General features: G+C 48.7%; 25 protein-coding genes, 1 tRNA gene and 1 CRISPR repeat array. Of the genes, 20 read left to right on the top strand and 6 right to left on the bottom strand.

Annotation, left to right across the window (positions count from 1 at the left end):
• Positions 1 to 148 precede the first annotated feature (148 nt).
• From MMG03_RS14580 to MMG03_RS14560, 5 genes are all read left to right on the top strand, one after another.
• The gene (locus MMG03_RS14580; protein WP_249506607.1) at positions 149 to 754 is read left to right on the top strand and encodes a hypothetical protein; all 606 of its coding nucleotides are present in this window, start codon (positions 149 to 151) and stop codon (positions 752 to 754) included.
• Positions 755 to 778: 24 nt separating this feature from the next.
• Entirely contained in the window at positions 779 to 1,336 is a 558-nt protein-coding gene (gene cas4, locus MMG03_RS14575; protein WP_112132159.1) for a type V CRISPR-associated protein Cas4, read from the top strand.
• Positions 1,337 to 1,349: 13 nt separating this feature from the next.
• Positions 1,350 to 2,318 carry a type V CRISPR-associated endonuclease Cas1 gene (gene cas1, locus MMG03_RS14570; RefSeq protein WP_112132160.1) on the top strand — a complete coding sequence of 323 codons (969 nt, stop codon included), beginning with the start codon at positions 1,350 to 1,352 and terminating at the stop codon, positions 2,316 to 2,318.
• Entirely contained in the window at positions 2,319 to 2,594 is a 276-nt protein-coding gene (cas2, locus tag MMG03_RS14565; protein ID WP_112132161.1) for a CRISPR-associated endonuclease Cas2, read from the top strand.
• Between the two features lie 117 nt (positions 2,595 to 2,711).
• Positions 2,712 to 4,414: direct repeats of the CRISPR family, unit length 36 nt; unit sequence GTTTAGAGCTTCGCTCAAATTTCTACTGTTGTAGAT.
• Positions 4,415 to 4,438: 24 nt separating this feature from the next.
• Positions 4,439 to 4,852 carry a hypothetical protein gene (locus MMG03_RS14560; RefSeq protein ID WP_112132162.1) on the top strand — a complete coding sequence of 138 codons (414 nt, stop codon included), beginning with the start codon at positions 4,439 to 4,441 and terminating at the stop codon, positions 4,850 to 4,852.
• 191 nt (positions 4,853 to 5,043) lie between these two features.
• Here MMG03_RS14560 and MMG03_RS14555 read toward each other — a convergent pair whose 3' ends face one another.
• The gene (locus MMG03_RS14555) at positions 5,044 to 6,066 is read right to left on the bottom strand and encodes an ImmA/IrrE family metallo-endopeptidase (protein ID WP_249506606.1); all 1,023 of its coding nucleotides are present in this window, start codon (positions 6,064 to 6,066) and stop codon (positions 5,044 to 5,046) included.
• Positions 6,067 to 6,074: 8 nt separating this feature from the next.
• Positions 6,075 to 6,398, bottom strand: coding sequence for a type II toxin-antitoxin system RelE/ParE family toxin (locus tag MMG03_RS14550; protein WP_249506605.1), 324 nt, complete (start codon positions 6,396 to 6,398; stop codon positions 6,075 to 6,077).
• Positions 6,399 to 6,600: 202 nt separating this feature from the next.
• On the opposite strand from MMG03_RS14550, the gene MMG03_RS14545 reads away from it, so the two are divergent.
• A tRNA-Ile gene (locus tag MMG03_RS14545) sits at positions 6,601 to 6,674 on the top strand.
• 125 nt (positions 6,675 to 6,799) lie between these two features.
• Here the strand turns inward: MMG03_RS14545 and MMG03_RS14540 are convergent.
• Positions 6,800 to 8,245, bottom strand: coding sequence for a glycogen synthase (locus tag MMG03_RS14540; RefSeq protein WP_073159523.1), 1,446 nt, complete (start codon positions 8,243 to 8,245; stop codon positions 6,800 to 6,802).
• A gap of 154 nt (positions 8,246 to 8,399) precedes the next feature.
• Here MMG03_RS14540 and MMG03_RS14535 point away from each other — a divergent pair, with 154 nt between their 5' ends.
• On the top strand, positions 8,400 to 9,461 hold the full coding sequence (locus MMG03_RS14535; protein ID WP_073159525.1) for a hypothetical protein: 1,062 nt from the start codon (positions 8,400 to 8,402) through the stop codon (positions 9,459 to 9,461).
• 127 nt (positions 9,462 to 9,588) lie between these two features.
• Here the strand turns inward: MMG03_RS14535 and opgC are convergent, their stop codons facing one another.
• Complete coding sequence (gene opgC / locus MMG03_RS14530) at positions 9,589 to 10,623, bottom strand: OpgC domain-containing protein (protein WP_249506604.1); 1,035 nt, start codon at positions 10,621 to 10,623, stop codon at positions 9,589 to 9,591.
• A 21-nt stretch (positions 10,624 to 10,644) separates the two neighbouring features.
• Complete coding sequence (locus MMG03_RS14525; protein WP_073159529.1) at positions 10,645 to 11,763, bottom strand: hypothetical protein; 1,119 nt, start codon at positions 11,761 to 11,763, stop codon at positions 10,645 to 10,647.
• 126 nt (positions 11,764 to 11,889) lie between these two features.
• On the opposite strand from MMG03_RS14525, the gene MMG03_RS14520 reads away from it, so the two are divergent.
• From MMG03_RS14520 to recF, 4 genes are all read left to right on the top strand, one after another.
• Complete coding sequence (locus MMG03_RS14520; RefSeq protein ID WP_073159531.1) at positions 11,890 to 12,534, top strand: outer-membrane lipoprotein carrier protein LolA; 645 nt, start codon at positions 11,890 to 11,892, stop codon at positions 12,532 to 12,534.
• 20 nt (positions 12,535 to 12,554) lie between these two features.
• Positions 12,555 to 14,177 carry a hypothetical protein gene (locus MMG03_RS14515; RefSeq protein WP_249506603.1) on the top strand — a complete coding sequence of 541 codons (1,623 nt, stop codon included), beginning with the start codon at positions 12,555 to 12,557 and terminating at the stop codon, positions 14,175 to 14,177.
• A gap of 86 nt (positions 14,178 to 14,263) precedes the next feature.
• Entirely contained in the window at positions 14,264 to 15,250 is a 987-nt protein-coding gene (locus tag MMG03_RS14510; protein ID WP_175547658.1) for a hypothetical protein, read from the top strand.
• Positions 15,247 to 16,443 carry a DNA replication/repair protein RecF gene (gene recF / locus MMG03_RS14505; protein WP_249506602.1) on the top strand — a complete coding sequence of 399 codons (1,197 nt, stop codon included), beginning with the start codon at positions 15,247 to 15,249 and terminating at the stop codon, positions 16,441 to 16,443. Before MMG03_RS14510 ends, recF begins: the two co-directional genes overlap by 4 nt.
• Positions 16,444 to 16,545: 102 nt before the next feature.
• Here recF and mscL read toward each other — a convergent pair whose 3' ends face one another.
• A complete protein-coding gene (gene mscL / locus MMG03_RS14500) occupies positions 16,546 to 16,995 on the bottom strand; it encodes a large conductance mechanosensitive channel protein MscL (protein ID WP_073159537.1) in 450 nt (149 codons plus the stop codon).
• 84 nt (positions 16,996 to 17,079) lie between these two features.
• Between mscL and MMG03_RS14495 the strand changes: the two genes are divergently transcribed.
• The 9 genes from MMG03_RS14495 (at position 17,080) to MMG03_RS14455 (ending at position 25,780) form a co-directional block, all read left to right on the top strand.
• On the top strand, positions 17,080 to 17,949 hold the full coding sequence (locus MMG03_RS14495; protein WP_073237337.1) for a DMT family transporter: 870 nt from the start codon (positions 17,080 to 17,082) through the stop codon (positions 17,947 to 17,949).
• A 22-nt stretch (positions 17,950 to 17,971) separates the two neighbouring features.
• Positions 17,972 to 18,523: a dephospho-CoA kinase gene (gene coaE / locus MMG03_RS14490; protein WP_073159541.1), complete on the top strand. Its 552-nt coding sequence runs from the start codon at positions 17,972 to 17,974 to the stop codon at positions 18,521 to 18,523.
• Positions 18,524 to 18,532: 9 nt separating this feature from the next.
• On the top strand, positions 18,533 to 18,856 hold the full coding sequence (locus MMG03_RS14485) for a DUF3392 family protein (protein ID WP_073159543.1): 324 nt from the start codon (positions 18,533 to 18,535) through the stop codon (positions 18,854 to 18,856).
• 29 nt (positions 18,857 to 18,885) lie between these two features.
• Entirely contained in the window at positions 18,886 to 19,056 is a 171-nt protein-coding gene (locus MMG03_RS14480) for a hypothetical protein (RefSeq protein WP_158236688.1), read from the top strand.
• A 1-nt stretch (position 19,057) separates the two neighbouring features.
• Positions 19,058 to 20,560, top strand: coding sequence for a Na+/H+ antiporter NhaC family protein (locus MMG03_RS14475; RefSeq protein WP_101479723.1), 1,503 nt, complete (start codon positions 19,058 to 19,060; stop codon positions 20,558 to 20,560).
• Positions 20,561 to 20,915: 355 nt separating this feature from the next.
• Positions 20,916 to 21,539 (top strand): GNAT family N-acetyltransferase, encoded by a 624-nt coding sequence (locus tag MMG03_RS14470; protein ID WP_073286125.1) that lies wholly within the window; start codon positions 20,916 to 20,918, stop codon positions 21,537 to 21,539.
• Between the two features lie 95 nt (positions 21,540 to 21,634).
• Positions 21,635 to 22,483: a TIGR02147 family protein gene (locus MMG03_RS14465; protein WP_073237345.1), complete on the top strand. Its 849-nt coding sequence runs from the start codon at positions 21,635 to 21,637 to the stop codon at positions 22,481 to 22,483.
• The gene (locus tag MMG03_RS14460) at positions 22,483 to 23,886 is read left to right on the top strand and encodes a carbohydrate binding domain-containing protein (protein WP_073237348.1); all 1,404 of its coding nucleotides are present in this window, start codon (positions 22,483 to 22,485) and stop codon (positions 23,884 to 23,886) included. Before MMG03_RS14465 ends, MMG03_RS14460 begins: the two co-directional genes overlap by 1 nt.
• A 115-nt stretch (positions 23,887 to 24,001) precedes the next feature.
• Positions 24,002 to 25,780, top strand: coding sequence for an alpha-1,4-glucan--maltose-1-phosphate maltosyltransferase (locus MMG03_RS14455; RefSeq protein WP_249506601.1), 1,779 nt, complete (start codon positions 24,002 to 24,004; stop codon positions 25,778 to 25,780).
• Positions 25,781 to 25,879 lie beyond the last annotated feature (99 nt).

The raw sequence follows: 25,879 nt of genomic DNA, 5'->3' as shown, positions 1-25,879 counted from the left end.
ACAGCCGTTGACATTGAAGATGGATTTGTATAATTTTGACATGGGCTTTTTCTTCTGTTTTTTTTGGCGATTAAATTTTAGAAAATAGCCCATTTTTTGTTTAATTTAGGCGAAAGTCAACAAAAAAGGGTGGCGAAGCCACCCACACATGTTGATGAAGAGCCTCTTTAAACAATATTTTCAGCAAATTGAATACGACAAGGTATCGGAAAGTTTTGCATTCTCATTTGAGGTTCCTGATGATGTCCAGAGCCACATTAGAAAATGGACCGTGTATTCCCGTGGAGAACGCATCAAGTATAACCCTAAGGATAAGCAATCTTTCAAGGTGAATCCCACGGAAGATTTGAAAAAAATCTTTGATGAAAAGAACATTGAATGGACTTCTGGAAGAAATATTCTGGAAGATATCATAAATGTCCCTTCGGAAAAGAACAATGCTGCATTCTTTGATAAGCTTTATCAGTCTTTCACATCTATTTTACAGATGCGTAATAGTGTTGCTAATTCGACCAATCCCGAAGATGATTACCTGATTTCTCCGGTGAAGGCTGCCGATGGTACTTTCTATGATAGCAGAAATTATAAGGACTCGGACAAGTTGCCTTGCGATGCTGATGCCAATGGTGCCTATCACATTGCCTTGAAGGGACTTTACTTGCTGAAGAATAACTTCAACAAAAATGATAAGGGCTCCATAGAAAATATATCTCATGCAGACTGGTTTAAGTTTGTACAAAAGAGAGCGTTCTAAGATGTTGTAGAAATAGGAGGCAAAATGGAAACATACCTGAAAATTACTTTTCTAAATGATTTCATATTTTGCCCCCTTTCCATTTACTACCACCAATTGTATGGTGGGGTTTCCGACAAATTGTATTATGAGGAAGTGCAATTAGAAGGAAAAGCTGCTCACGCCGCAGTAGATGAACATCGCTATTCAACACATAAGGATATTCTTCAGGGAATGGATGTTTTTTCTGAAAAATATCAACTATGCGGGAAAATAGATGTATTCGATGTGAAAAAGAAATTATTGACTGAACGAAAAAAACATATCGTCAACATATACGATGGATATGTTTTCCAATTGTACGCTCAATATTTTTCATTGCAAGAAATGGGATATGACGTTCAAATAATCCGTTTTTATTCCATGGATGACAATAAGGTTTATCCAATAAAACTTCCTAGCGAAAATGCAGAAATGTTTCTGAAGTTTGAAACTACCGTTAACGCGTTACACAAATTCAATCCTCTAGAATTTGAACCTCAAAACGAGCAAAAATGCGCACATTGCATATACAAAAATTTTTGCGACAGACCGTTGATTTAGGAGAAATCAAACTATGATGAGCACTAAAGATTTTGAACACAAGCAGATTATTTTTGCGATGCTCAATGAAGGAGAAAAAATAAGTTTTAAAAACGATAATATCGTGATTCGTAGAGAGGATAATTCCATCAAATTGCAATCTACTTGCTATCGTTTATTTGTTCTTTTTATTGCAGGACATTTCTCCCTAACTAGCGGATTAATGGAACGTGCAAGAAAATTCGGCTTTACCATTGTTTTCTTAAATTATTATATGCGTCCTTACGCCATTTTGCCCGCAAAGGCCGAAGGTAATGTAATTCTTCGAAGGACTCAATATTATTACGATGATTTTGATATCGGTGCATACATCATATCAAATAAAATTCATAATCAAAACCACTTACTGAAGAAAATTCGAAATAAATCTGATGATTTAAAGAAGACTATATCTCTAATGGAAGTATACGAAAAATCCGTACTTGTCCCAGGATTATCATTACAAGAAATCATGGGAACCGAAGGTGTTGCTGCTAGAGGATATTTTGAACAACTCTTTAGGGATTACAATTGGACTGCACGTCGTCCAAGGGTAAAGCATGACGTGATAAACTGCTTAATGGACATTGGATACACAATACTATTCAACCTCATAAATGCGATGCTAGAATTATTCGGTTTTGATACGTATGTAGGGGTTCTTCATAGAGAATTTTTTCATAGAAAATCATTGGCATGTGATTTGGTTGAACCTTTTAGGCCCATTGTTGATGCTAGTTTAATTAAGGCTTTAAATCTAGGCCAAATTCATGAAGACGACTTTTATGTGGATCAGGGGCAGTATTTCATTGGAGGGAAAAATGCCGTGCCGTACATAAAGATAATGCTTGATGCCCTGCTGGATTTTAAGAATGAAATATTTCTGTATGTTCAGAGTTATTATCGAGCCTTTGTTCGCCAGAAACCCATTGATCAATTCCCTGTATTCTATATGGAGGTTTAAATGTTATTAGTGACATACGATATCGCCGATGATAAATTAAGAACTTCCTTTTCAAAGTTTCTTTCCAAATATGGAAGGAGGCTACAATACAGTGTATTTGAAATTCAAAACAGCGATCGATTATTGCGGATTCTGATTCTAGAAATAACCAAAACCTACGAAAAGCAATTTACAGAAGAAGATAGCGTTATTATATTTGAAATTGGAGATAACGGTCAAAAACACCGTTTTGGATACGCCAAACATGATGATGAAGGCTTGTTGATGGTCACATAATTTGCAAACCTATAGTCTTACTGAGAAAATTTCGTGTTTTGGATATATTTCTCTTTGCGCTAAATAATAGAAAATGCTATTTTTGAAGCAAATCCGGCACTGTTGTGCAATTTAAGGGTTTAGAGCTTCGCTCAAATTTCTACTGTTGTAGATCCCAATTAACCAATAAGTCGGTTTTTCGTTTAGAGCTTCGCTCAAATTTCTACTGTTGTAGATGTTTAGGTGGCTCTAGAAACGTTGAGTTTAGAGCTTCGCTCAAATTTCTACTGTTGTAGATAACGAGGACGGTACATTGACCTGCCGTTTAGAGCTTCGCTCAAATTTCTACTGTTGTAGATGAGACAGCATCTTGACGAATGCGGTGTTTAGAGCTTCGCTCAAATTTCTACTGTTGTAGATAGCCATTTCTACACTTTCATTTGCAGGTTTAGAGCTTCGCTCAAATTTCTACTGTTGTAGATAGGCAATTCATCCGGAGTGGTAGTACGTTTAGAGCTTCGCTCAAATTTCTACTGTTGTAGATAAGTGTTTTTCCAGGAGAAAGCATCGTTTAGAGCTTCGCTCAAATTTCTACTGTTGTAGATCGATATTCTTCCTTTGGGATTCTGAACGTTTAGAGCTTCGCTCAAATTTCTACTGTTGTAGATTCAAGGCCGACCTGGTTTTAATATAGTTTAGAGCTTCGCTCAAATTTCTACTGTTGTAGATTTAAAATCCACTTCACCTTCAAGAAGTTTAGAGCTTCGCTCAAATTTCTACTGTTGTAGATCGTAAGAACTGATCATTTGATATTCGTTTAGAGCTTCGCTCAAATTTCTACTGTTGTAGATAAGGAATGTTTAGGACATTTCAACACTGTTTAGAGCTTCGCTCAAATTTCTACTGTTGTAGATCTGAAGAAAGACGGCTCCATCGTCAGTTTAGAGCTTCGCTCAAATTTCTACTGTTGTAGATTAAACTGGATTTCCGTTTGTGGAGTGTTTAGAGCTTCGCTCAAATTTCTACTGTTGTAGATGAGGATGGATGCACCCCTTTCGGAAAAGTTTAGAGCTTCGCTCAAATTTCTACTGTTGTAGATTCAATGAATTATACTTGGGTCAAGAGTTTAGAGCTTCGCTCAAATTTCTACTGTTGTAGATAAGAACAAATAATATCTTGTGCTAAGTTTAGAGCTTCGCTCAAATTTCTACTGTTGTAGATAATACGTTGGTGAGTTTGACCCTTGGGTTTAGAGCTTCGCTCAAATTTCTACTGTTGTAGATATTATAGCATGGCAAGATTTGCTTTTAGTTTAGAGCTTCGCTCAAATTTCTACTGTTGTAGATAACTATCCGCTTCAACTTGCGAAGTAGTTTAGAGCTTCGCTCAAATTTCTACTGTTGTAGATTAATCCCGCTGGTGCTAAAGGGACGGTTTAGAGCTTCGCTCAAATTTCTACTGTTGTAGATAAGCCTGCGCTAATTTGTGCGCTGGCTGTTTAGAGCTTCGCTCAAATTTCTACTGTTGTAGATGCATTCCTTTTTAGTTTACTTTTCGGTTTAGAGCTTCGCTCAAATTTCTACTGTTGTAGATAACTATCCGCTTCAACTTGCGAAGTAGTTTAGAGCTTCGCTCAAATTTCTACTGTTGTAGATGGAAGTGCAAGTTCATTTTCCCACAAGTTTAGAGCTTCGCTCAAATTTCTACTGTTGTAGATTGGTGTTCTGAACTTGGCGAGCTTCAGTTTAGAGCTTCGCTTAAATTTCTACTGTTGTAGATTTGACTTTCAAGATGTGTTCCATGTGGTTTAAAGCTTCGCTTAAATTTCTACTGTTGTAGTGAACCGTGCCAAGAGGAAATAGAACATGCTTTGCTCTGAAAAAAAATTCCTAAGATTGCTGTTTTTGGAATCGCTGTTGCTTTGCCTTTTGCTTTCTGCCTTTCACTTGACGGGCGGTTTAGTGGCTGCATGTTTTGAGTGGCTAGATGTTCTTTATTCAGGTCCGTTGGAGAGCTCTGGAGGTGATGACGACTTCTTTATTGTGGTGATGGTTGCGTTGAGGCTTGTATTCACTGCGATTGCATTCTTCGTAAAGAGACGCGGCATCCTTTTGCTGATTATTGCTTCTGTAATAGATGTCCTTTGTCTCATGTTGGTTGCTGAAACCTCTGACTTGACAATGACTGCAAGGGATAATATGTTCTTTGCGGTTTGGTGCATCGGGTTTGTCATGACAATAGTAACCTTGTTAGTATCATTAGCAAGAAAGTTCCAATAAATAGTTCATCGTTTTTAATGTATTAAGTCATAGAGGCTACTTTGCCTCTACGGCTTTCTATGCGTTTATTTCTGGTTTTTTAATGAACTTGTGGTACGTCGCAAAGCGGCGAAGACAAATGCAGCTCAAAGCAGCCAACCATAAAATCGTTACTTATTCAAGATAATTGAACGCAATCCTCCCCGTCAATCCTAACCGTCCACAAATCCCGCCTCCGCCATGCATTTTTGTGCGAAGCAATTGGCTTCTTCTTCCTTTTCGGGGTGATGGTGGGTAATTTCGACATTTTGCAGACAGATTCCTTTTTTGCCGTGGTATAGAACATGGGCGAGTTCATGGAAGAACGTGTGCCACATGGCTTCTCGGCTCTTGAAACGGTCGTGAAGTTGAATTAAGGGAACATCCTTGTACCAGCGGTACATTCCATGTACGGGGGCTGTCTTGAAGTTCTGTACAAAAAGAATGCGAATTCCGATTTTGCGGCAAAGCTCTGCAAGCCCGGTCATGCAATCATCAACTACGTCGGCTTCGGGAGTATTGTAGGTAATGTCCTTTGCGCTTTCGGGAAGGATTTTGTTTGCCGCTGCAAAATCAATAATTTCGGGTAGATGCTGCTTCAACTTTTTGCGTACAGCCTTGTGATCTTGCTGTTCCATGGGGTCTTCGTCAGAAAGGATTTCTCCCCGGCGAATCCACATGGACATGGCGTAAGGGTCTTTCACCTCTGCCAGGGAAATCCTGAAGGCGACTTTTAGACGTGCGTCCTTGTAATAGCGGTCCCAGGCTTGCGGGGTCCCTACTGCAAAAAACTTTAGTAGCGTGTGGACTTCGTTGGCGGTGGTTTCGGTTTTGGACTTGCCCTCGGGAGCTTTTTCGATCCAGTTTCTTGCGCATGCTTCTGCCGGGAAGGATTTTTTCCAAAGGGGCTGGTTTCCGAGGCTTGCCTTGACTTTTTCGCGAATGAGGTATTCGTCGTAACTGACTTGTCGACGAAGCCAATAGCTGGAGGGAATGTTGGTCACCATTTCCAAGAGAAATGCGACTTCGGAGACGATGCGGACGTTCCCTTGTAAAATGTCGTTCACCGCCTTGGGCGTGTAGCCCATGCGAGCGGCCAGGTCGTTGGCGTCCATTCCCATTTCTTGAATTTTTTCTGCTAGATCGCGTCCTGGAGGGAAAATTACAGCAAGTTCGTCACAATGATATACGTTCATATAAAATCCTACTTATGGTAATCAACAATTTCCATGATTGAGACCGTTTGCTCTACAATTAAACCGACGATATTTCCTTCGTTGTTGATTAAAGGTTTGAAAATAAGCCTATAGGGGTGATCCAAATCGCAAGCCCATTGCCCTGCGCGATTTCCTGTCAGTTCGTGAAAACGGCCGGGCATATTCTTTAATTCTCCCAAATCGCAAGCTTGTTTAAGAGTTTCAAGTCTAGCCCAGTAAACGTTCGCTCGACGCTGGCCTAGTTTTTTTACCGCGAGTGATTTGTCGCCGGCGCATGTTGCCAACTCTTTAGTGGCGTAGACGATTTGCATTTCATATCCTCATGTTCTCCTTTTTTTGATTAACCTAAAATATAAATTAAAATTCTAGTTTAAGTGTTTGGTTTATTAAAAATTCTTTAATTGGGTGTGCTGTCCGCAATTTTCGTCTGCAAAAGAAGAACTTATTTACGTCACGGTTTCTTCTAGAACCATATTTTTTACTATATTACACCCCAACGTCGCAAGGCGTACCGGAGCTTTAGCTCAGTTGGTTAGAGCAGCGGACTCATAACCCGCCGGTCCTCGGTTCAAGCCCGAGAGGCTCCACTAAAAAAGACAGGTCGTATGGCCTGTCTTTTTTTATGTAAAGGGAGGGGCTTTCCCCTCCCTCTAGACTCCTTTCCCTTTTGCTCGGGAAACAAACTTCTGCTTTACGTTTAAGAATTTGTTCTTTATGCCTTGGGCTGCAGTCCAAGTTCGCCAAGGATCAGCAGGTACTTGGAGATGGTTCTGCACCATTCGTAGTGGAATCCGCTGTAGGCGTTCACGACGCACTTGTCCCAGTCGGCGGTCTCGGTCTTGTAGACGTTCTCGGCGTCCTTGACGCAGCGCAGCATCTGGTGGGGTGCGTTGGCGTCGTCAACCAGGAAGGCGTTGGCTTCGCCTGCAGTCTCGAGGCTGTAGGTGGTCAGCATGGTAGAAACGCCTACGGTGCGTCCGGTCAGGGGGAGTGTTCCTGCGGCCATGGCTTTCAAGATGATCGAAGAAGATGGTTCTCTCAGGTTGGCGGCGAACAGGACGTCGGAACCAGCCAGCGTGTCGCGGAGCCTTGTGGCGTCACCCATGAATTTATCCAAATCCAGCAGGTACATGACGTCGGGGTACTGCGTGGCGAATTCCTTGTAGTAGTTCCAGTCGGCGTTGTTCCTGGACGAAGTTCCGACGATAAGGAATACGTCGAGGTGTGCCACGTCCGAAAGGATGGTGGCCAAGGTCTCGGAAGTGTTGCCCGCTTCGGAATCCAGGTGGACGTAGATAACCATCTTGTCTTTAAAGACGATGCCCAACTGCTGCTGCAGGTTGGCCCTGGCTCTGCGCTTTGCTTCCTTGATGGGGAGGCAGTCCTGGTCGTTGAAATCCCATACCTGGTAGCTTACACCGAACTGCACGCCAATCAGCTTGTCGGCGTTGCGGTTCAGGAATCCGCTAAGACCGCCGGGCAGGTTTGTGTTCAGCATGGCGTCGCGGTAACCCGGCGAGGGGAACAATACCTTGGTGGCATACAGGATGCCGGCCTTCAACAGGCTCACCTTGCCCCAGAACTCGTAGCCGTCCATGTTGTAGTCTTCGCGGGGGAGGCCGATCTTCTCGATTTCGCTGGAGGGTACGTGGAAGTCGTAGGTGATGTTATGGATGTTGAAGAAGAAGGGGATGTCGGCGGCGTAGCTGGTGTACAGAGTCCTTGCCAGGGTGCCGGCAAGGGCGCCGCCCCATTCGTGACCCATGATGGCCTGGCAGGCGAAGTTGGAGGCTTCGGCGTAGGCTAGCGCTGCGGAGGCCAAAAAGGCGAAACGCAGGTGGTTGTCGGTGTAGGGGCGCTCGTCGGGAGGGCCGTACACGTGGGGTCTGTCAAAAAATTCCTGGTTGTATATGTAGGTGTGGAGGGGGTCCTTTTCGGATACCCAGATCTCGTAGGGCTTGTTCTGAAGTTTTTCGGTTCCTGTAAAGATGCACTTGTAGGAATCTACATCGACCATCAGCTCCTTGTAGAACGGGGAGCAGGTCAAAACCTTGGCGCCGGCACATGCGAATGCGTCTGTCATGCGGTTGACTGCGGTTGCCAGGGGGCTCGTGCGCCTCCAATTGCCTGCTTCCGGGCTTACGACAAGAATGTTCATGCCTAAGAGATTACTCCTAATAAAATTTTACTTATACCCAAAGGTTGGTATAAATTTATTTAATTATTTTTAAGAAGTATACGCCCAAATTCAAATTTTTGGTGCAAAAGCTTATAAAACACTTACAAAGCCCTATTGGCTGAAGGAAAACAAAATGAAGAAGATCTTTCTTGCCTCTCTGGCTGCTGCCGTCGCCTTTACGATGGTCGGTTGCAAGGGAACCAACGAAAAGCGTGGTGACGAACACCTTAAGGAAGGCCGTTATCGTAACGCCATCAACTCCTACCTGGAAGCAAAGAAGAAGGGTAGCGTGTCTGACGAATTCTACGATAACTTCACTCTCGCTCTGGTCCGTGCTGCAGAAATCGAAGCCAAGAAGGATCTTAACAGCGATTTGATCAGCGGCTACTTTGACAAGGCTGGCGTCAACATGCCCGAAGTCAAGAACGCCGAAGTTGTTGAAGAATACGTCACCAAGATGGCTACTGTCGGTAAGCAGCAGGCTACTCAGGACGGTGTGGACTTCAACACCATCATCAACGCTTTTGCACGTATCGATACCGCCCTGGTCTATGCAAAGTCCAAGGGTGTCGGCGAAGGTTCTGTAAAGACCCTCCGTAACGAAGCAGAAAACGCCGTCGTTGCCAAGGCTCTCCCCGAAATCAAGGATGAATCTGATCCGGTGGTTTCTGAATTCGGCCTGCTCCGCCTCGAATACGTCGCACCCGAAAATGCAGAGGTCAAGGCAGCTCTTAACAAGAACCGCAAGACCACTCGTGGCTACTTCCTGATCTTCGGTGAAAACATCGCCGACGCTGCTGGCAAGCGCTTTGTTGACAAGTGGGGCTACGTCATGGCTCTGCCCACCATCAAGATGGCTCCGGGCTCTCTCAACGGCGAACTCCAGTTCTGGGCCTCTACCGGTAACAACACCGAACTGGATCCCGAAAAGATCAAGGTCGTTTCTACCGACGGTAAGGAAGCAATTGCTAAGGTCAGCGGTGGCTGGTGCGAAGCTGAAGTCCTCGTTGGCAAGAAGGGCGACGAAAAGATCGAAAAGAAGAAGCAGCCCATCAAGAAGGGCACTAAGGGTAAGTTGATGAACGAATTCCTGTGCTCCGTGAACGTCTCCTTCACCTATGCTAAGGACTTCGTTCCTGACTACGTCGAATACAAGGACGAATTCGGTATCGGCCGCAAGTACCTCGGTCAGTAATAGTCCAAGACTGATTTAGTCTGAAGCAGATTTAAAATCAACAGGAGCCTCGGTGAAAACCGGGGCTCTTTGCTTTTGTGGCGGGCATTTGCGTTCGCCTTGTTTGCGGGGCGCTTGATGGTTCGCCTTATTTTTGGCGGGGTTCTCGGATCTTTGCCAGGAGCCACAGCAGTAGGCATGCGGCAATGGGGGCGGCTATGTTCCATGGTTCGTGGTAACGGATGCTGCCGGGGGTGGCAAGCCAGATGTAGACCAGGACGATGTGTGCCGTAAAGACGTCTAGACTGTGGCGCCCGATGACGTTGGTAACCTTGAAGTCCAGTGCGCTGGGGAAGCGGCGGACAATCCAGCTGACCAGGGAGACGAACACCATGAAGTTGACGAATCGTAACGGCCCGATTGCGGCCTTGCTTATCCAGAACTTGGAGGGCTGCTGCAGGGGGATATATTCGTGCCTCCAGAGGAACAGGAAGACAAGGATAATGAATAATAGCGGGATAAGGCGGTCAAATTTTTTGAAGAATGTAGGGGTAAAGACCTGGGAACGTTTCCAGCAGGCGGCAATGGCCGCCCCCGTCACATAAAGGAACTGCCAGCAAAGCGGGTCGAAAAAGCCGTGGTTTATCCATCTGGGGAGCGGGCTGTTGAGGGTGTCCCGCAGGCCGTACTGCCCCGCAATCCAGAGGGCGACGCTTGCGCACCAGATGGCGAGAATGTTCCCTCGGATCATCTGGGGGAACAGCGCAGAACCGATTAGCAGAAAGACCACATAAAGGGGCAGGACGTCAAGGTAATCCGGCGTGTTCACCATGGGTATGGACCACAGGCTAACTAGCACCGGGTGTTCCGGGAAGTTGCTGAAGTATTCGCGGATCGGGGTCAGGATGATGCAGGCGGCAATGGCGACCGCTGCCAGCGTAATGCTGTGGTACTTCCAGATCTTGAATGCGCGGGAGCGCATCCAGGTTTGCTTTGGATCCTTGGCAGACTTGCTGAAGGCTGCCAAGGCGCCCACAAAACCCGATAAGAAAAAAAAGCCTTCGGCTGCACTGAAGAAGCCGAAGCACTGATATAGGTAATGAGAAATGGGCTTTCCGAAGTGATCCAGGGTCATCTGCAACAGCAGGATGCCACGGATTGAATCCAGAGCCTTGATTCGCATAGGGAGCGAAGCTAGCTGAACTTAGAAGTTTGCCTTGCCGCTGAAGCCCAGGGAGAACTTGGAATCTCCGAAGGGACCGCTCTTGGTGCCAAAGTTGTAGCCGTACCAGAATACCAGTTCGGTCTTCATGGTGGGATACAGGTAATGGTTCATGCCCAGGAAGTGGAAGCTGTCGCCGCTGGTTTCGGTGTCAGGGTCATGGAGTTCGTAGCTGAAGCCCATGGTGTACTTCTTGTGGAGGTTAAAGCTGGGTTCGATTGCGAAGAGCTTCTGGTCGTCGGTGGACAGCTGGGGAGCGGTTTCGTATTCGCTATTGGTAATGGCGTAGAAGTAGGTCATGGCCAGGTTGAATACGCCGTAGTTCATGCTGGGTTCCAGCAAGAAGGAGTGTACGCCCTTGCCCTTGTACGGGTGGAGACCCCAGACGGCGTAGATGCCGTAGTTGAACTTGTCGTAGCTCTTGGAGTAGTCCACTTCGGTGCCCAGGGAGTAGGTGTTGGGGCGGCCGATGTTTTCGCCGAATACCCAGTCAAGGCTGGGGGTAAGGATCAAGTGTTCGTCGGGGTGGTTCAGCATGGGGAATGCATAGGTGACGAACAAGTCCATGGTATGGTCGGTGTTGTCGGAGGCGCCGAAGTAGAATGCGCCGTGGCCGTACTTGTCGTTGCCGAATTCAGCACCGAAACCGCGGAGGCTTTCTTCGCGGATGATTACGGCGTAGCGGGAGGCATCGCGCCAGAAGTAGTAGTTGAATGCACCTGCGCTGTAGGTCATGTCGCCAAAGACCAGGCTTACGTCGTGGCTAACGTCCCAGCGGAGCTGTACGCCGTCGAATTCGAAGGAATTGTGGCGGCCTTCTTCGCCCATGGCGGTTGCGCGGGCCTTGCCGTGGCGGACTTCAGAGTCTTCTTCGGTGGCGCCGAGGGTGCTGTGGGTGGTTCCGCTAACGACGACAGACACGTTTTCATCGAGATTTGCCTTTACGGAAAGGTCAATATCCTGGTTGCCGGCGTTGACCGGGTCAAAATCCTCGTCAAAATAGCTGGCGTAGTCAAAATTCACGTCACCGTGGACTTCGATGTCGGCGGCAGTTGCAAATGCGGCGGTCATTGCGACCATGGGCAAAATCATTTTGCGCATACAGTGATTCCAATACTGGGTGTTAAATTTTCACGCCTAAAGATAGCAATATCCAATGTCGTAGACCAACATAAAAACAATTTGAAATACAAATTATGGGGGGTATTTTTGTAAATTTTGATAACTATGATAAGAAAATGTTCCTTTAGACCCCAATTCCTGGTGGCTATTCTTTTGGTGTTGGCCCAGGTGACTTTTGCCCTGACTGCAAGTCAGGCCATGGAAAAATCCAAGGCCTGGTTCAAGTCCGGTAAGGCCTGGAGCCTGGATTTTAAACTGCAGGTGTTTTATGCGGATTCGCCGGATATCGCATCGCAGATGGGGAGCCTCAAGGTGGCCGAAGGCGATAAGTTTGTTCTTGATATCGCCGGCATCAAGTTCTATAGCGACGGTGTCGACATGTGGCAATACAATGTGGAGCAGAAGCAGGTCCTGATCAAGGCCGTGGAGGATCTTTCCAGTCAGCTGCACCCTTCCGAGCTTCTATTTAAATACCTGAACTGCAACGCCAAGGAAATGACCGAAGGCAATTTCGGTGGCCAGAAGTTGTGGGTACTGAAACTGGACCCTTCGAAGTATGCGGGGCAATTCACCCAGATGGAAGTGTGGCTGTCTCAAAAGGATTTTTCTCCGGTGCGCCTGTTTACCATGGACCCTTCTGGAAACGGTTCCTGGTATAACATCGTTAACCTGAAGGTCATGAAGAAAGTTTCCGACAGCGATTTTAGATACAAGGCCATTCCCGGTGTCGATGAAATCGATATGAGATAGCAGAAAAGGGACGTTATATTATGAAATGGACTGAAGGTATTTTAAGGTTAAAAGGCTTGGTGGCTGCAGGCCTGGTGCTTGCCGGTTCCGCCCTGGCCGCCGAAACTCTTTTCAGTAACTACACGCTGAATGTCAACGCTTCGGCCGAAACGGGTAAGCTGTGGGTGTTTTCCCGTGGCGATATTTATAGCGGTGTTACCCTTCTGACTTTGAATGTGGCTGGCGACGGAACGGTTCGCCTGGCTGAATCTTCTCAGGGGCAGATGGATGATTCCCTGACCGCAGTCCACGACAGCATTTTCTGGGACGATATGGCTGAACGTCGTCGCACCCCTTCTATTCTTGCTGGTAAGTTGGGCTATGTCCTCCCGATGGTGGGAATGAATGACGATGAATCCTACCTGCAGCCCAGGGGATTCTTCTCGGTTCGCGGTGTAGATGAAATTTACGGGACGCCCCTTGCGGTTCCCGAAAAGTTAGAGGATACCGATTCCTCGGCCATGTCTTATGCCTCCAGCGGATTTGCCTACGATTCTTCTGCCAAGGTGATGTGGATTGCCCGCGGTTCCGCCGGCCTCGCCCTTTACGATGTTTCTGGAAACAGCGCGAAGAAGAGTTTTTATGCCTTGAATCTCGAAACGAAAACTCTTGATTCTGCCAAGTCCAGCTATTCCTTTAACAGCAAGAAGAACCCCGACATTTTTGCGGTGGCTCTGCACCCCGAAACAGGTGACCTGTGGATGGCTACTTCCAAGGGGCTGTGGAAACGTTCTTCTGACGGATCTGTGAAGAAGGCCTCTTCTGCCCTGGATTCTTCCCGCGTGACGGGTGTCTGGATTGGCGGGGATCCTCTGCAGATTGTCGCAGAAACTTCTTACAGAAAGAGCGGCTCCATTAAGGGTGGGCTGTGGCGCCTGAAAAAGGATGCCAAGGATTTTGCTAAGGTGGCCTTCTTGGATACGGCAGGAAAGACCGTAAAGAAGGATGTGTATGATGAAGGCGATTATACCGTAGGCGGGATCGCATTCCTTGGAAAGACTGCATTTATCGCTGTGGGTGCCTCTGCGACTTCTGTGAGCGGCTACTTCAAGCTGGATTCTGCTGGTGTCCGCGCCTGGGAACAGGATGATGACGGCAGGAACACCTGGCTTTACGGCTATGGAACCGGAGCCACGGACCGCGACGCCATTATCACTTCTATTTGTGCATTCCCCCTGACAAAGAACAGCACAGGCCTGGCTCTGTCCACCTACGGAAACGGCGTTTCTGTTTCGGCTGATTCCGGCAAGACCTGGAACACCATCTTGAATCGTGCCAAGCTGGGCGACAACCTGGGTTCTGTCCGCATGGTGCCCTCGGTGATTACCGCTGGCGATCAGGCCCTGGTGTCTTACAAGGTTAGCCAGGATTCCAAGATTACCATTGACGTGTTCAGCTACGACATGCGCAAGGTTCGCACTATCGTAAAGGATGCCCCCCGCAATGCCGACAATTCCCGCAGCACCAACCCCAAGGTGGATTTCTGGGATGGTTACGACAAGGCTGGGCGCCCCTGCACCATGGGTGTCTACTATGTACGCGTAAAGGACAACCACGATAATGTGGGCTGGGGCAAGGTCATGACTTTGGGAGGGCGCAAGTAATGAGAAGAGAAAACGCTTCGCTGCAGACGAGAGATGAAAGAATGCACTCTTGGTTGCTGGTCCTCTTGTTGTGTGTCTTTTGCGCAATGCCTGCTTTTGCGGGCAAGAAGGCAACACTTGGAAGTTTTGACGGTTTTGTAGAACGTATGGGTGCCGGTACCCGCGAACTGGGCCGTGGTAATACAGGTTCTGCCGATACGGCTTCTATGCCTGCGGCTTACTGGAATCCGGCCATCCTGGGTTTCCGTGAGAATTTCAATTACAACTTGAATGCCGAAAAGCGCGACCTGGATCGTGCCGGTGGTTCTCTGGGCCTCGAAACGAAAATCGGTAAGCGTATGGGTGTGGGTTTTGCCATGCTTTATCGCGGTGACCTGAACTTCGACGTGATTAACGAAGATGATGAAACCGTTGGAACCGCTTCGCCCTATTTTACCATGATGTACTTGGGTCTTGCCTACCGTGCCACCCGCCGAGATGCTTTCGGTCTTTCTCTTTCCATGAGCTATGACAACATGGGAATTTCTGAATATTTCGAAGGCGTTGAACTGGTGGATGATTACCGCAGCCCCATGACCTTGAACTTGAGCTGGTTGCGTCAGTGGAATGAGAAGTGGTCGACTTCCGTAGTGATCCGCAACTTGAGCTTTAGCGAAAATCTTTCTGCCAAGTGGTCCAAGAACACCAGCACCGATAACTCTGTGGCCAGTTCCGATGGCGTTCGCCCCAAGGTGCTGCAGATTGGTGTGGGGTACCGTTCCCACATCATGGGCAAGCCGGTGTATGCCTGGATGGAAGCCATCGACTATCAGGTGGCGGATACCTTGCTGGCTTTTGACCCGGATCTTCATGTGTGGACTGGCCGCGTGGGCTTTGAATGCGAAATCATTCCCGATGGTACTTTGCGCCTGGGTATGGATGACCTGGACTGGACTGTTGGCGCGGGCTACAAGTTCCGCATCCGCATTGGCAAGAAGAAGTACCTCTTCGACGTGAACTACGCCTTGATCTATGAATCCGAGGCGGACCTCTGGACTCCCCTTAGCTTTGGCCTGAGGGGCTTCATTCCGTGATTGATTTTGTATCCGTTAACTGTATGCGGAGCTTGTCCGGGTTCGAGCAGAAGCTTGGATCCGGCATTACTGTCGTTTACGGACCTAACGGATGCGGCAAGACTACGATCCTCGAGGCGATCCACCTGCTGGCCCAAGGATTCTCCTTTAGGGCGAAGGACCTGAAGGAAGCGATTTCCTGGAAGTGCGACGAAATGATCCTGCGGGGGCATTTTGAAGATAATGGCATGGAAAGGAATCGGGGAATCCGCGTGCATAGGCGGGGGGCCGAAGTCCGTGAAAATGGCGAAAGCCTGAAATCCGCTGCGGCACTTTTTGGAAGTTGCCCGGCGGTGATTATGCAGCCTTCCGACATTGAACTTTTGCGCGGGGCGCCTGATGTGCGTCGCCATTGGCTCGATGAAATTCTGTGCTACCGGTCGGCGGCCAATGGGGCGGTGCTTCGCCGCTACAAGCGTGTCCTGCAACAGCGCAACCAGTGGCTTAAACAGTATAAGAAGGCCGCTCAGGACCGAAGGAATGGATTGTCTGCTGCGGAAGTGGTGGGCGGCGAGGATCTGTTCAAAATTCTGACGGAGCAACTTATAGATTTGGGGGCGAAACTCTGGTCGGCTCGTCTATCCTTGACCGAAGAAATGTCTCCGATTATTACGGGCTATTACCGCAAGCTTTCGGGTGGCGTCGACGAAATTACCTGCGCCTACAAGAGTTCCATTCTCAAGGAATTGGATGCATTGGATGGTGCCGAGTTTTTGGACGGCGAAGAACTTGATGAAGTATCTCCTGCGGAACTGCAAGACGAAATAGTGTCCGAGGAATCCTTGCGGGAGGCTTTTGCCCGCAAGCTGGCTGGCCTTGAATATGTCGAGAAACTGCAGGGGATGACTATGGCCGGCCCTCATCGCGATGACCTGGCGGTTTGCATTGGCGGTTACGAAATGCGTTCTGTAGGAAGTCAGGGGCAGTGCCGTTCTGCGGCTCTTGCCATGCGGTTCGCCGCTGTGGATGTGGCTTCCCGCTATCTGAGCAAGCCCATACTTTTGCTGGACGATATCTTTGCGGAACTGGACGTAAATCGTCGAAACGCCGTGGCGGACTTGATCCGCGAAAAGGAATGCCAGGTGGTGATCGCCACTCCGCAAAAAGAAGACTTGCCTTTTACGGCTGATGCGGAAGTCCAACTGAGTTTATAGCGGAACTTCCTATAACGAAAAAAGACTGTGGTTTGAACCACAGTCTTTTTCATAGTTAGCGCTTGTGAATCGCGGACCAAAATCAAATTGATTGTTGGACTATTACTTCTTGAGAAGGTCGCGGATTTCGGTGAGCAGCTTTTCTTCTGCAGACGGTTCAGGAGGAGCCGGCGGTGCAGGAGGTTCGGCGGGCTTTTCTTCAGCCTTGCGCATGTTCTGCATGAAGCCCAGGAACTTCTTCATGACGAGGAAGACCACGATGGCCACGATGAGGAAGTCGACGATGCCGCCGATGAAGTTACCGTAGGGGATAGCGACGCCAGCATCGGTAGTGTAGGTGAGGGACTTGAGGCCTTCGCCTGCGTCCTTGGCACCACCCATGGCGATGAGAGCGGTAACGCCCGGCATCACGATGTCGTTAACGAAAGAAGTGACGATCTTACCGAATGCACCACCGATGATCACACCGATAGCCATGTCGACGATGTTGCCCTTGAATGCGAAGGCCTTGAATTCTTCGATCAGGGATGTTGCTTTTCCTTTGATACCCATGTGGGGCTCCTTTTATGTTAAGATTATCTTAAAAATAGTTTAAACCTTGGGGTTTTCAAGTGGGATTTCTACATTGTGTGCGTTATGTCATGGTTGATTTTGGCCCTTGCCTCGGCCATTTTTTTAGGATTTTACGACCTGGCCAAGAAAAAGTCGGTCCAGGGGAATGCTGTACGGCCCGTGCTCTTCATGTGCAGCGCATTTTATGCCTTGCTCATGCTTCCGGTTCTTTTTACGGGAAATTGTCAGAGTCTTCCCTGGCAGAGTCATCTTTTTTTGGCGGGTAAGGCCATGATTGTGGGCGGAAGCTGGATTCTGACTTACAACGCCCTGGCCCATTTGCCTCTTTCTATTGCAACGACGATTCGCGCGCTGGCGCCTGTCTTTACCATATTCCTGGCGGTGACCTTGATGGGGGAACGCCCCTTTGCCATGCAGTGGGCCGGTGTGGCGGTGTGCCTTTGCAGCTATGTGGCGCTGAGCCTGGCTGGCCGAAAGGAAATGGGACATTTCTTTAGCAACGGCTGGGTGATCTGCATGGTCCTGGGCACAATGCTTGCGGCTTGCAGTGGCGCCTACGACAAGTTTATCTTGCAGCGTATGGATTTCGAGCCGACGACGGTGCAGGTGTGGTTCAGCATCTACATGCTTCTGTGGCAATTCGCAGTTTGCGCCATTACCTGGTTCCCCAAGCGCAAGACCACCACGCCTTTCAAGTTCCGCTGGACATTCCTTCTGGTGGCGGTTCTGTTGACGGTAGCTGACCGCTGTTATTTCTTGGCGGTGAGCAACCCCGATGCCTTGATTTCGTTGATTACGGTGTTCCGCCGTTCCAGCGTGCTTATTGGTTTCGTGGCGGGTCTCGTGCTGTTCAAGGAACGCAAGAGTCCGCTGAAGTGGGCCGCCCTCTTCGGCATCATCACGGGTCTTTGCATGATTGCCTTGGGCAAGTAGCCCTTGATTTTTAGCGGTAATTATGATCGGTATAACAGGTCAGATTGGTGCAGGAAAATCCTTCGTAGGACACAAGCTCCGCGAACGTAAAATCCGTGTAATCGATGCAGACCTGGCCGTGCATCAGCTGTACCGCGACCATGGTGAATTGCGCTCAGCCATCGCCAACGAATTCGGCCCGGAATCGCTGACGGAATCCGGCGTGAACCGCAATTTTTTTGCCGACCTGATTTTTAGGGATGCGGGCGCCCGACTCCGCCTAGAAAATCTGGTCTATCCGGTTTTGACTTCCTACCTCATCAAGGAAAATCCCGACTTTGTGGAGGCCGCCCTTTTCGAGAATGTCCCTGAGCTGGTGGAACATCTGTCTGAAATCTGGGTGGTCATGGCCTCGCCAGAAGTGCGTCTCCAGCGCCTTACCAAGAACCGCAATATGAACGAGGCCGATGCCTTGCGCCGCATGGAACTGCAGAAGGACAAGGATTCCGAAGAGGCCTGGCGCAAATTATTCCCGAACAAGCCTCTGCGGTTTATCGACAACTCCTCGGTTGACACACTTCCTAATCTGTTTTAGATTAGGGGCATGAATCACTACATCCACGAGTTTGCAGGCTTTCTCAGATTCCACATGGATTCTATTTCGGTGGGTATCATCGCCACGCTTCTAATGATTTATGGCGCATCCATCAATGGCTACTTCAAGAAGATTACCAGGAGCGTGCCCTTTGTGGGCCGTTTCGCCTTGTTCGTGATCCTGTGTTCTGCTGGTTATGCTTTCATCAGTTCACAGGCGGTTAAACTTTTCAAGATGTTCCTGATGAACCAGGCCGACTTGCCCTTGATCGGAATCATCGCAGGGAGTTTTGTGGTGCTGGCCATTATGGCTTACCGCGGTAAGGATGTTTGATTTTTAAGACTTCGTTCAAAGGAGATTGTATGAGCGAAAAAAAGATGGATAACGTAAGGGCCATAATGGCCCTGAATGATATGAAGGTGTACGCCAATTCAAGGGCACTAGATGCCTTGAACTACGCAATTGCCGTCCTTGAAAAGCTGGAAGAATCTGGCATCAAGCAACCCCTCGCCAGTTTAGAAAAGGAACCTTAATATGGAACAGTGGATTTTTGCTAGCGGAACTTTCTGGGCTCTGGTTCCCCCGATTGTGGCTATTGCCCTTGCCTTGCTGACAAAGGAAGTCTATTCTTCGCTTTTTGCCGGTGTGGTGATTGGCGCCCTTTTCATTAGCCAGGGTAGCTTTCCGACTTTTTTGGATTCCATTTTCAAGAATGGCCTTGTAGCCAAGGTCTCTGATCCCTGGAACGTAGGCATCCTCCTGTTCCTAGTCATTCTTGGAACCATGGTCGCCCTCATGAATCGTGTGGGTGGTTCGGCAGCCTTTGGTGAGTGGGCCAAGAAGCGCATCAAGACAAAGACGGGAGCCCAGCTGGCCACGATCTGTCTTGGCATCCTGATTTTTATTGACGATTATTTTAACTGCCTTACGGTGGGTAGCGTTATGCGCCCCATTACCGACAAGTACAAGGTCAGTCACGAAAAGCTTTCTTACCTTATCGATTCTACTGCGGCCCCGGTCTGCATTATTGCCCCCATCAGTTCCTGGGCTGCCGCTGTGTCGGGCTTTGTGGAAGGCGAAGATGGACTGGGACTTTTCATCAAGGCGATTCCCTTTAATTTTTACGCCCTGTTTACCTTGCTTGCCATTTTCCTGGTTGTTTTTTGGAAAATCGATTTCGGTGCCATGAAGAAGTTTGAGTCCGCCGTTGAAATCGCTGCTGCGAAAAGGGAAGAACCTGTCGTTCCTGAAGGTCGTGGCAAGGTGATGGACCTGGTGCTCCCCATTGTGCTGCTCATTGTCTTTTGTACCATCGGTATGATTTATACAGGTGGATTCTTTGCCAGTGGTAAGGAGGCCAAGGGCTTTGTAGATGCGTTCGGTGCAAGCGATGCTTCTATCGGTCTTGTGTTGGGTTCCTTCGCTGCTCTTGTACTGACTGTTATTTTGTATGTGTCTCGCGGTGTACTTCGCTTTGGCAAGTGCATGGAATGTCTGCCGGCAGGTTTCAAGGCCATGGTTCCCGCCATTCTTATTCTGAGTCTCGCCTGGACCTTGAAGGGCGTAACAGATACTCTTGGTGCAAAGGAATTTGTTGCCGGTGTCGTAAGCGGCAGTGCGGCGAGTTTCATGAATTTCATGCCCGCCATCATCTTTGTCATTGCGGCATTCCTGGCTTTTGCGACGGGAACATCCTGGGGGACTTTCGGCATCCTGATTCCTATCGTGGTGGCAGCCTTTGGCGGTGTTGACTACAGCCTCATGGTGATTTCTATTTCTGCATGTATGGCTGGTGCCGTTTGCGGAGACCATTGCTCTCCCATTTCGGATACGACTATCATGGCCAGCGCCGGCGCTCAGTGCGAACATGTGAACCATGTGAATACGCAGCTGCCCTACGTACTTTACGTGGCCGGCGTTTCCTTCGTGACCTTTATTATTGCGGGCTTTACCCGCAGTGCTGTTATCTCGTTGATCCTGGGTGCTTCCATGATTGTGGGTGGTCTGTTCCTGATCAAGAAGAGAATGCGGAAGTAAGACGGTCGCGCCTAAATACGAAATTTTAACGGCGAAAATTGTAAAAAAAAGTTAAGCATCCCGTGGTTTTGATATAGTTCACACCCGGGATGTCTTTTTGTGATTATCTTCTTACATTCGTTGTTTTCCTGAAATTGACTTTGTATTTTCTCATTCGTAGAACTTGAGGAACCAATATGAAGTCACATGAACTTTTCATTGTCAAACAGATTGTCGTTCTTTCCGTGATTGCAGCTGTTCTAGGTTACGTTTACGGTTAAGTTTAACACTGAGAGAGAAAGGTCGGTGCGGTATATCTGCGCCGGCTTTTTTTTATACGGTGGAATGCCGGGTGGTGAGTTTCTAACTTTAAGGCATGGATTCTTTTGAGGAACATTTTTCCGAGGTGTTTGAAACCGCGAACCTGAAGGGGGCGCGGGTAACGCTTGTTGGCCTGCGGGAACTGGACGAGGCGGCGTCTGACGCGCTGTACCAAAAGATTTGCGGTTCCCGGGAATTTCTTCTGGAACACTTACCCTGGATTGCGGAAACGTCTCCTGCGGATCTTAGAAAGAGGGCCCGCTCCTGGTGTCTGCAGGCTCACTTGTCCCAGGGCGGCTGTTGGCAGATCTTCGAAACGGCAGAAGGCGGCTCGAACTCCATTGCGAACGTTGCCGAAAACTCCGTCGGGAACCTGGCTGGCTTCCTGATGATGGACGTGAACATGGGGAACCATTCTGCCACCTTGAGTTATTGGCTGTTCAGGGAATTTACCGGTCGCGGTCTCATGACGGAATCCCTGGAGTGCCTTTGTAGGTTTGCCCTTGACACTCTGCGGTTAAACCGATTGGAACTTTTCGCCTCGGTGGAAAATCCCAAAAGTCAGGGGGTGGCTCGCCGCTGTGGGTTCCGCGAAGAGGGTATATGTCGCGATTTTGAGTTAAAAAACGGGATTTTCGTGGATCATGTCCGTTTTTCAAGGCTTGCCCGCGATGGTTAGGAATTGTTTTTCTGGTTACAGAATGTTTACTCGAGTAAACAACAAAAAGAGATTATTTTTTCAATATTGAGGCGCACTCTTCTATCTTTCTAAGTATGGAAAATGGGAAAGAAAATATCCTCGTAGAACCTGATGTTCTGCAGTACACCAATTACAGGGTGTACCTTAGGGACTATTACGAGTATAAGAAGAAGACCACTGCGGCCTTCAGTTTGCGTTTTTTTGCCGAAAAGGCCGGGCTTTCTAGTCATGCTCATCTGAAACTTGCCATCGACGGCAAGCGTAACATCACAAAGAACACTGCTACCAAGCTTATCCACGGTCTCGGTCTCGAGAATCAACGTGCCGCATATTTTGAAAGTCTGGTTTTCTTTAACCAGGCAACAACTGACGAAGACAAGAAAATCTACTACGCCCAGTTGATCAAGGCAAGCCCTCGCTCCAGGCTGCACAAGATGGACAAGGCTCAGCTTCGAATTTTTAAGGAATGGCATCATTCCGCAATTCTGGAAATGGTGGGACTCAAGGATTTCCGTCCTATCCCCGACCAGATTTCCAAGCGTCTCCGTGGCTTGATTACCCCGGCGCAGGTGACTGAATCCCTGAACTTGCTGTTGGAGTTGGGTCTGCTGGTAAAGACCGCTAACGGTTATAGACAGAGTAATCCGCTGATTACGACCGACGACGAAGTCCAGGATGTTGTGGTCAAGATGTACCACAACCAGATGCTTAGCCTTTCAAACAAGATGCTGAACGACCTTCCGGGTGCCGAAAGGGACGTTTCCGCCTTGACTTTTGGAATTAAGCGCTCTGATTTCGTTAATTTGAAGAAACATTTGCAACTTATGCGAAAAGAACTACTAGATTTCTCTGCAAAAGCCGGAGAAGCTGAAGAGGTTGTACAAATCAACATTCAGCTGTTCCCGCTGACTCGAGGAGTGTGATGCGTTTCTTTTTGTCCATAGCCGCTTTCGCCAGCTTGATGCTAACTGGTTTGTCGTTGGTCGCCTGTGCCGATGACAAGTCTGTCGCTGGTATAGAAATTGGCAACCCGTCCCTGGATAATCCTATCGCCGATGGGGATACCACGGGACAGGATTCTATTCCCGTGATTACTCCGGATGATTCCATTCTTCCGGAACCGGAAGAACCTGTGTCCCTGCCGCTTACCGCTAGCTTTGTTGTGGATTACGATAAGGGTACTGCCGCCCGTGCGCTTACAAAGGCTTCCTCCAGCGATAGTGCTGTGATTCTGGATACCTTTGCACTGGAACTGACGAATGTCCGTACATACAACAGCATTTACGTCAGTGTGACGGACACCATATTGACCCGCGGTCTGACGGTCTGGCCCTACGAAGGGTCCGACGTGGAAACCATGCCTATTTCCTTTACGGAACAGTCCTTTGTTGAAGAAGATTTCAGCAAGATCGACCTGTTGCCTGAATCGGACTTCTACCTGAAGGAAATTGGTGTTTCCTTCAAGCCCCATAAGGCCGGCAAGGTTTATGGCCGAGTGCTGCGCGATGGTAAGTATGTTCCCTTTATCTTTAGCCTGTCTCACTTCCAGGCTTTGCAGTTGCGCTATCATTATTCCCAGATTGAAATCGATTCCGCGAAGAATGTGGCAAACCTGCAGGTGGAGTTCCGCGTCAAGAAGTTCGCTGACGGTCTTGACTTCTCCAAGGCTGATTTGTCTGACGGCGTTATCCTCATCGACGAAAAGAATAACGCGGCCCTTTGGGATTCTCTGAATAACCGCTTCATTCCTAGCTTCCAGCCGCTGCGCTATAAGTACCTGGAAGTTGGCGAAGCTGATACGGCCGGTGTCGAAAATGTGGAACGCATGGACTACGTGAACGACATCTGGAAGAATATCGCTGCAGGTCTTGGCGAGAACACCTTGATCAATGGAAACTTCAAGTCTCCCTTTACCACCGATTGGATCTTCAAGACCCAGCTTGGCGGCAAGGCCGACACCGCTATCGTTACCGAAAGGAGTGGCGACCGTATCATGAAGGTGAACGTGACCAAGGGTGGCAACTACTCCTACAGCGTTCAGCTCATGCAGGAGAATGTGGCTCTCATTGCCGGTGTCAAGTACAAGTGTATCTTTACCATCTGGTCTGAAGTGGAAGGCGAGATTACTGTTAGAATCGGTTCCTACTCCACTTACGAAGCGGTTGGCTTCTCGGAACACAAGGAAGTGGCACAGACCGGTCAGTCTATCGAGATTGAATTTACTCCCGAAGTGAACGACCCCTTTGCCCGCTTTGAACTGAATCTGGGCAAGACGGAAAGAGTCCTCCGAATCAAGGAAGCCCAGGTCCTTCGTTTGAGTAAGTAAGATTGCAAGGAAACAACGCAGACTTTTAAAGGCATCCTGGTGGGTGCCTTTTTTCTATAACTTTGATGGAACGTCTATAACCATTATCCTTTAACCTTTCTAATTTTATAGCACTATGGCAATGATTCCTACTTTAAAAGACAATCTCGTTATCGAGAATATCCGCCCGAACATCGAGGGCGGCCGTTTCATGATCAAGCGCGAACCGGGTGATTCCGTGACCGTGCAGGCAGACATTTTCCGCCACAGCCACGAGAAGTATGACGCCGCAATTTTTTACCGCCATGTCCCCGTAGAAGGCAAGGCCAAGAAGACCGCCAAGGCCGCAGCAAAGCCTGCCGCCGTCAAGTGGGAACAGGCTCCCATGCATTTCGTGGATAACGACCTCTGGGAAGGTTCCTTTACCGTCAACAACATCGGTTACTACGAATACAAGGTTTGCGCCTGGACCATCGAGCCCAAGGATGTTCCCACCGAAAGCCCGGTGATGAAGCTCCGTGTGGACCCGACCTATGCACGTACCGGTACCTGGTACGAAATGTGGCCCAAGAGCCAGGGCACCGACCCCACCAAGAGTGCAACCTGGAAGGACTGCGAAAAGCAGCTGGACTACATCGCCGACCTTGGCTTTGACACTGTTTATCTGGTTCCCATTCACCCCATTGGCGTCACCAACCGTAAGGGTGCCAACAACGCCCTCCACGCCAAGACCGACAAGAAGGGTAAGCCCCTGGAACCGGGTTGCCCGTACGCTGTGGGTAACAAGTTCGGCGGTCACTATGCTACCGACCCTGAACTGGGCTCCATGAAGGACTTTGAACATTTTGCCAAGGCTGCACGCTCCAAGGGTCTGCGCCTGGCTCTGGACATCGCCTTGAACTGCTCTCCGGACCACCCGTATGTTAAGGAACATCCGGAATGGTTCTACCACGAACCTGATGGTTCCATCAAGTTTGCTGAAAATCCGCCCAAGAAGTACGAAGACATTTACCCCTTCGACTACTACAACAAGAACTACAAGGAACTGTGGCAGGAAATCGAAAACATCATCCTGTTCTGGGCCGACAAGGGCATCGAAATTTTCCGTATCGATAATCCCCACACCAAGCCCTTCCCCTTCTGGGAATGGCTCATCGCCGACGTCAAGGAAAAGCGTCCGGAACTGGTGTTCCTGGCAGAAGCCTTCACCCGCCCCAAGATGATGCATCGCCTGGCCAAGGCTGGCTTCGACATGAGCTACACCTACTTCGCATGGCGTAGCGCCAAGTGGGAATTCGAACAGTACCTGAAGGAACTGACCCAGTCCGACGCCAAGGAATACATGCGCGGCATCTTCTTCCCGACCACACCGGACATCTTCCCCAAGTACCTGGCTTACAAGGGCGCCAACGCATTCAAGCAGCGCTACTTCCTGGCTGGTACCTTGAGCAGCCTTACCGGTATGTATAACGGTTACGAACTCTGCGAAAACATTCCTTCTCCCATCAAGGAAGAATTGCAGGATTCTGAAAAGTATCAGTACAAGGTTCATAACTGGGCTGGTCCGGGCATCCAGGACTTCGTTCGCCGCGTGAACACCGCACGTCTTGAACATCCGGCTCTCCAGGAATACGATAACCTGGACTTCCACTACTGCGCCAACGACCAGCTCATGGTTTACTCCAAGAAGTCTGGCGAAGACGTTCTCCTGTTCGTCTGCAATATGGACATGGACAACGCCCAGGAAGGCATGGTGGAACTGGACATGGCAAAGCTCGGCCTGAACGAAGATTCCTTCTTCTTCCTGAAGGACTTGCTCACCGACGAATCCTTCGTCTGGCGCGGCAACAAGAACTTCGTCCGTCTGGATCCCAACAAGGCTCCTGGCCATCTCTTGGTTCTTAAAAAGATCTAAGAGTTGAACGTCGCGGCCTCGCGAACGAAACTTTTTCAGGAAGTACCGACATTTTTGCCGGTACTTTTTCTTTTTTGCATATATATTAATCAAGTAAAC

It is taken from the genome of Fibrobacter sp. HC4 (genome assembly GCF_023373925.1).
In the GTDB taxonomy this organism is placed as follows: domain Bacteria; phylum Fibrobacterota; class Fibrobacteria; order Fibrobacterales; family Fibrobacteraceae; genus Fibrobacter.
Note: the sequence above shows the minus strand (reverse complement) of the source record. Positions and strands in the feature narration are given on the sequence as shown.